The sequence below is a fragment of the Pseudomonas lopnurensis genome (genome assembly GCF_015070855.1).
Lineage (GTDB): Bacteria > Pseudomonadota > Gammaproteobacteria > Pseudomonadales > Pseudomonadaceae > Stutzerimonas > Stutzerimonas lopnurensis.
Map to the genome: position 1 here is coordinate 1 of NZ_JADDIX010000076.1, position 5,291 is coordinate 5,291.

The following is a 5,291-nucleotide window of genomic DNA, read 5'->3' on the forward strand; positions in this document are numbered from 1 at the left end:
CGGCGTGGCCATTCCGCGGGTGGGCATGGAAGTGCTGGTCACCTTCCTCGAAGGCGATCCCGACCAGCCGCTGGTGACCGGCTGCCTCTACCACGCCGAGCACGTGGTGCCCTACGCATTGCCGGCGAACAAGACCAGATCGGTGTTCAAGACCCTCAGCTCGCCGGGTGGCGACGGCTATAACGAACTGCGCATCGAGGACAGGGCAGGCGCCGAACAGATCTACATCCATGCCCAGCGCGACTGGGACGAGAACATCGAGCACGACCAGAAGATCCGCGTCGGCCACCAGCGCCACGACAGGATGGAAGCCAACAGCCATACCGAATTGCAGGCCGAGGAACACCGCACCACCCATGGCGACCGCCGAACGGAAGTCAAGGCCAGCGACCACCTCACCGTGGGTCGGGACCAGCATATCGACATCGGCAACGGCTGGTTCGTCGAGACGGGCGATGAAATCCACTACTACGCCGGCGACAAGGTGGTGATCGACGCCGGCATGGAACTGACCGCCAGCGGCGGCGGCAGCTTCCTCAAGCTCGATCCGAGTGGCATCACCCTGAGCGGGGCGACGATCGATATCAACTCCGGCGGCGCAGCGGGCAACGGCTCGGGCGCCAGGCCCATCCTGCCGGGGCAAACGCGGCCGGCCGATGCCGACAAGGCGGGTAATCTGCTGATCCAGGCGCAGAAGCAGGCACTACGGCGCGCTGCCGTCCAGGCCCAAGCGTTCTGCGCCATCTGCCAGCAGGAGGACGACCGATGAGCCGGACCTACCTGCTGCTCGACGGCGCCCAGATCGAGAACCTGCCGCTACAGCTCCATCAGTTGGACGAAGCGCCTGCACTGCACCGGCTCTACCAGAGCACCCGCTACGAGCCATTGGCCGATGCCGGCCCGGTATTGATACGACTCGCTGCCGACAGCCGTCTGGAACGGCACTTCGTCGAACACTGGCAGGCCCGGGCCGGACTGTGGCTGGAGACCGATGCCTGCGAGCCCGAGCTGATCGAGCATCTGCGCAGCCTCGTGCATGCCGACCTACAAGGCGCCACCGTGCTGCTGCGCTACCACGATCCGCGGATCATGCGGCACTGGCTACCCGAGCTGCCGGCGGACGAGCGTGAACGGCTGATGGGACCGATACTGCGCATGCGCCTCCCGGCCTCGGAAGCAGGCGCCGAGGCGCTCGAACTCCAGCGCCGGACACCGTCCCCCGCGGCCCGCTATGACGACACGCCCTGGCTGCATCTGAGCGACGAGCAGGCCGCACGGCTCAACCGCGCTCAACTGGAAACCTTCGACCGGCGCCTGCTCGCCCATACCGATCAGCATTTTCCCGACTGCCTGGCCGGCCACGATCCTGCCGCACGGCAGGCCTGGGCAGCAGGGTGTCGACGGAGCGCCAACGCCCACGGCTACGGCGCGGCCGATCAGGTTGCGCAATGGGCCAACCTCTGCGCCGTACTGGGAACGGGCTTCCCGCACGGCCAGGGTCACGAGGACTATCGCCGGATACTCGACACCCCGCAGTTACGCCCCGAGCAACGCCTGGATCGCCTGGCACTCGAACTTCAACGGCAATTGCTGATCGACAAGGACGTCGCCCAATGACCACCAACGCCCAGGACCAGGCGCTGAACCTGGCCGCCGCCAACAAGACCGCCCAACGGAATTTCTCCCGTGAAGAACTGACCAGCCCGGTCGCCGCCTGCCCGGCCCGCCAGGCCGAAGTCTTCATCGTCCCGACCCGTTATGCGCTCGGCGAACAGCCGGCGGCACATGCCTGCGTCCAGCCCGGCACCACGTCGCAGAGCCACCCGATGGCACTGCGCCGCCTGCGCCCCGGCTTCCTCTACCTCTGGCACCACGAAGGCCCCCTGCGTCGCTACGCCGTGGCGAGCGACGGCCTGCTGACGGAACAGGCTCTGGACGATGACGACACCCTGCCCCTGCGCGGCCAGTCGGCCGGCATCGCCCTGGACAAACGCCACGACGCCTGGCTGCTGTACAGCGAAATCCCCCTGCCCGCCCAGGCCTGCCAGCGCCTGGCGGAAAACCCCGGCGAGCACATGCGCCAGATCGCCCTCAGGCAAGTGGCCCGCACCCTGGAGACACCCCACTGCCCACCCCTCGACGACGCCGAGCGACTGCTGGCGGAACTGATGCCTGAAGTGCGCGAAAAGGCCCTGGCCCACGACCATGCGCGCAACGGCGACGCCCACCGCCAGGGCGTGGACGCCCTGGGCCAGCGGATGATGGCGGACCCCAGCCCCGAGAACGTCCAGGCCTATGTGGATGCCCGTACCTGGCAGGCCGAGCGCGAGCAGGCCGCCGCGCGCCATCCCGAAGCGGCGCAACAGGGGCTGGGCGAATGGAGCGCGGTCGCCTGGGACGTACCCGCCATCGATGCCTGGCTCGCCCGGGCGCGTAGCGAGGCCGGCGCGCTGCATGCAGTGTTCGCCACCCTCGACGACGACCTCGGCGTGCTGCGCGACCTCAACCACGAGCAGGAGCGCCTGGAGGCCGGCCATGAGAGCTGGATCGCCGACAACAACCTGCGCCAGAGCGTCGGCGGCTTCATCCGCAGCCTGATCCGCGAGGACGGCGGCGAAGTGGCCAACCTGCTCAACTACCGCTACCGCGAGCACGACATCCAGCTCACCCCCGACCAGGGCGAAACCCTCCTGGCCAGCCAACGCCGGCTCGCAGAACTGTTCCGGGAAGAAAGCCGCATCAGCCAGGAGCGCGGCCGCCAGTACGGCCATGCCCAGGCCGACGCCGAGCTGGCCGGGGTGCATGCCGAGGTGGCCGCCGCCACGGTGCCGGTGCGCGGCTTCATACCGCCCGAGCTGCACGGCGAGGTCGAACACGTCGTGCGCGAATACCGCAAGGAGAAGGTCAGCAACCTCGCCGATGGTCGTGCCGCCGCGCGAGTCGCCGAGCATATCGACCTCGAACGCCTGGACGCCTGGCTCGACCAGGAAGCCCCAGCGCACTACCGCCAGGTGGAGGAACGCCATCAGGCGCTCTATGCCGACCGCGGCCAGTTCCTGCCGCGCCATAGTAGCGGCACCTGGTTCGTCGACCATGCCGATCCCGCGCACCAGCGCTGGCTCGACGAACTGGCCGAGGCCTGCCTCAGCGCCCAGTGCAGCCGCCAGCAGGGCGCCGAACAGTTCGCCGGCTACGTGCGCTCCGACGACCCCGGCAGCCTGCGCCTGGTCTTCCATGCCTGGAGTCCGTCGCTGGAGGCGGCGGTCAACGTGAGCGCCCGCCTGAATGAAATCCTCGCCGCCCTGAGCGCAGATAACCTGGCGGCCACCCAGGAGCTGCTTGCCAGCCAGTTGGACGAGCCAGGCATCCGGGCCTTGCAACGCCTGGCACAGGATCTGGACGGCATCTGGGCCAGTACGGTCGCCAGGCTTGGTGCAAGCCTGGTGGTACTCAAAACACAAGGCTCGATAGCTGCCCAGTGGGCCGGCGTGCTGCTGGTCACACGGCTTGGCGAAGACGCTCGCCTGCTACGAGTCGCCGAAGGCGCCGGTCAAGGCTGGCGCCTGCTCGGCAACAAGGCCGATGCGCTCAACCGCTGGCTGCAGGACGCCGTGCGCGGTATTGCCCAAGGGCGTGTTGCCAGCGTGGCGCAAAGCTCGGCGGTCAGAAACAGCGGTGGCTTGCTGCCACTGGCCGCTCTGCTACTCAATGGCCTGAATGCCAGCGACTACCTTCGCCAGGCCGGCGCGGTCGAAGGCATGGACAGCCGGCGCCTGGCCGAGACGGTATCCGCCAGCCTGTATGCCGGCGCGGCATTGACGGCAGTAGTGCAGAACTGGTTGATTCTGGGGAAAGGGATTGAAGAGCTAAACCTGCGTACCTCCATTGCCCCGACCCTGACCCTGTTTGGTGGGATTGTAGGATTGCTGTCAGTTGGAGCGGCTTATGCAGAATATGCTTCCCTGAGAAACCAGATAGAGCACGCTCAAACGCGAATTGACCCCTGGCTGGAGAGGCGGCAACTGATCGTACAGGGGCAGGTTGCTGCCTATGGCGCCCAGGCATTATTGGGGTTCGGCCTGACTGGCATGCGCATGGCCAACCATATCAGCACCGCCCAGGCTCTCCGCTATTTCCGGCTGGGCATGGGGCCGCTCAACCTGCTGCTGCTCGGCCTTGGCGGCGCCTACCTCCATGCCTGGTCGCGCCAGGCCACGCCCATGCAGAACTACCTGGCCGGCTGCTGCTGGTCGAAGGGTCGCGCCTGGCGCGCCGAGGCCATCCCCGCCGAACAGCAGCAGGACGAGTTCCGCCACCTGCTGGCGCTGCTCTACCAACCCCGCATACAACTGGAAACCGGCAAAACCAGCCTGGTCGGCAGCCGCGCCTTCATCCGCCGCCTGAGCATCGACCTGCCCGGCGCCGAGCCGGGCGCCACCCGCCTCGACCTGGCCCTGCTCGGCAATCCGGGCAACCTGGACGCCCTGCGCGAGTCCGCCAACCCCTTCGGCCACGACCGCCTGAGCGACCTGGGCGCCCCCTGGCTGCGCGGCAGCCAGTGCACCTGGATACCGCCGCGCGAGGGTCAGGGGCTGCGCCTGGCTGGCGATTTCAAATTGGGGCGTCCCTATACCGGCGAGCCGACCCGCCTGCTGCTGCGCCTGCGCTACCACAACCCGCTGGCGCTGCTCGCCGAAGTCGATGGGGCGATTGGCGGCGAACGCGGGCTGGCCTACAGCCTCGACGCCGACCAGGGCATCATCCCCCTGCGTGATGGCGAGGCCACGCCGGAGCTGGATCGCGCCACCCTCTACCCTCTGGGCGAAGAACCCAATGCCCTGTTTTTGCAGCCCAAGGAGGCCAAGTGAGCGACAGCAAGCCCCGCAGCCGAAAAGGCTTGTTCTCCCGCGACGACTACCTGGCACCGCCCGCCCTGCCCACCGGGCAGCCGCCCAGGGACGTGCTCAATACCATCTGGCGCAAGAACGAGGTGTTTCTCGATATCGGCGACTACAGCATTGGCTCGTTCGTCATGCTGCTTTGGCCGGGAGTTATGCTTTTTGCTCTTCTAGCTTATGTCACTCGTAACCATTCAGAGTTGTTCACGGGATTCTTAATCTTGGGGCTGGTTGTCATTGGTATCCCAATCCTGCTGCTAATTTACGGGCTAAGTAGACCCGTTCCATTACCCACCCGTTTCAACCGCCAGCGCCGCGAAGTGTGCGTGACCCTGAAGGATGGAAGCCACTGGATCGTGCCCTGGGAGCAGGTCGAGGCGCAGGCGGTGGCAG

General features: G+C 67.1%; 3 protein-coding genes and 1 pseudogene. All 4 read left to right on the forward strand.

Translation table 11 applies throughout. From position 1 onward, the window contains the following. On the forward strand, positions 1 to 769 hold a 769-nt coding region (locus tag IN820_RS15100), incomplete at its 5' end, for a type VI secretion system Vgr family protein (protein ID WP_235989174.1). Further along, positions 766 to 1,617, forward strand: a complete 852-nt coding sequence (locus IN820_RS15105; RefSeq protein WP_193681749.1) for a DUF4123 domain-containing protein — start codon at positions 766 to 768, stop codon at positions 1,615 to 1,617. The genes IN820_RS15100 and IN820_RS15105, both read left to right, overlap by 4 nt. Further along, on the forward strand, positions 1,614 to 4,868 hold the full coding sequence (locus IN820_RS15110; RefSeq protein WP_193681750.1) for a toxin VasX: 3,255 nt from the start codon (positions 1,614 to 1,616) through the stop codon (positions 4,866 to 4,868). The genes IN820_RS15105 and IN820_RS15110 overlap by 4 nt, the downstream gene beginning before the upstream one ends. Further along, a pseudogene (locus tag IN820_RS15115) lies at positions 4,865 to 5,291 on the forward strand (hypothetical protein); the annotation flags it as partial. The gene IN820_RS15110 and the pseudogene IN820_RS15115, both read left to right, overlap by 4 nt.

Excerpts from the sequence above, each read along its gene's own strand:
- IN820_RS15105 (WP_193681749.1), top strand. The coding sequence starts at position 766 with ATGAGCCGGACCTACCTGCTGCTCGACGGCGCCCAGATCGAGAACCTG.
- IN820_RS15110 (WP_193681750.1), top strand. The coding sequence starts at position 1,614 with ATGACCACCAACGCCCAGGACCAGGCGCTGAACCTGGCCGCCGCCAAC.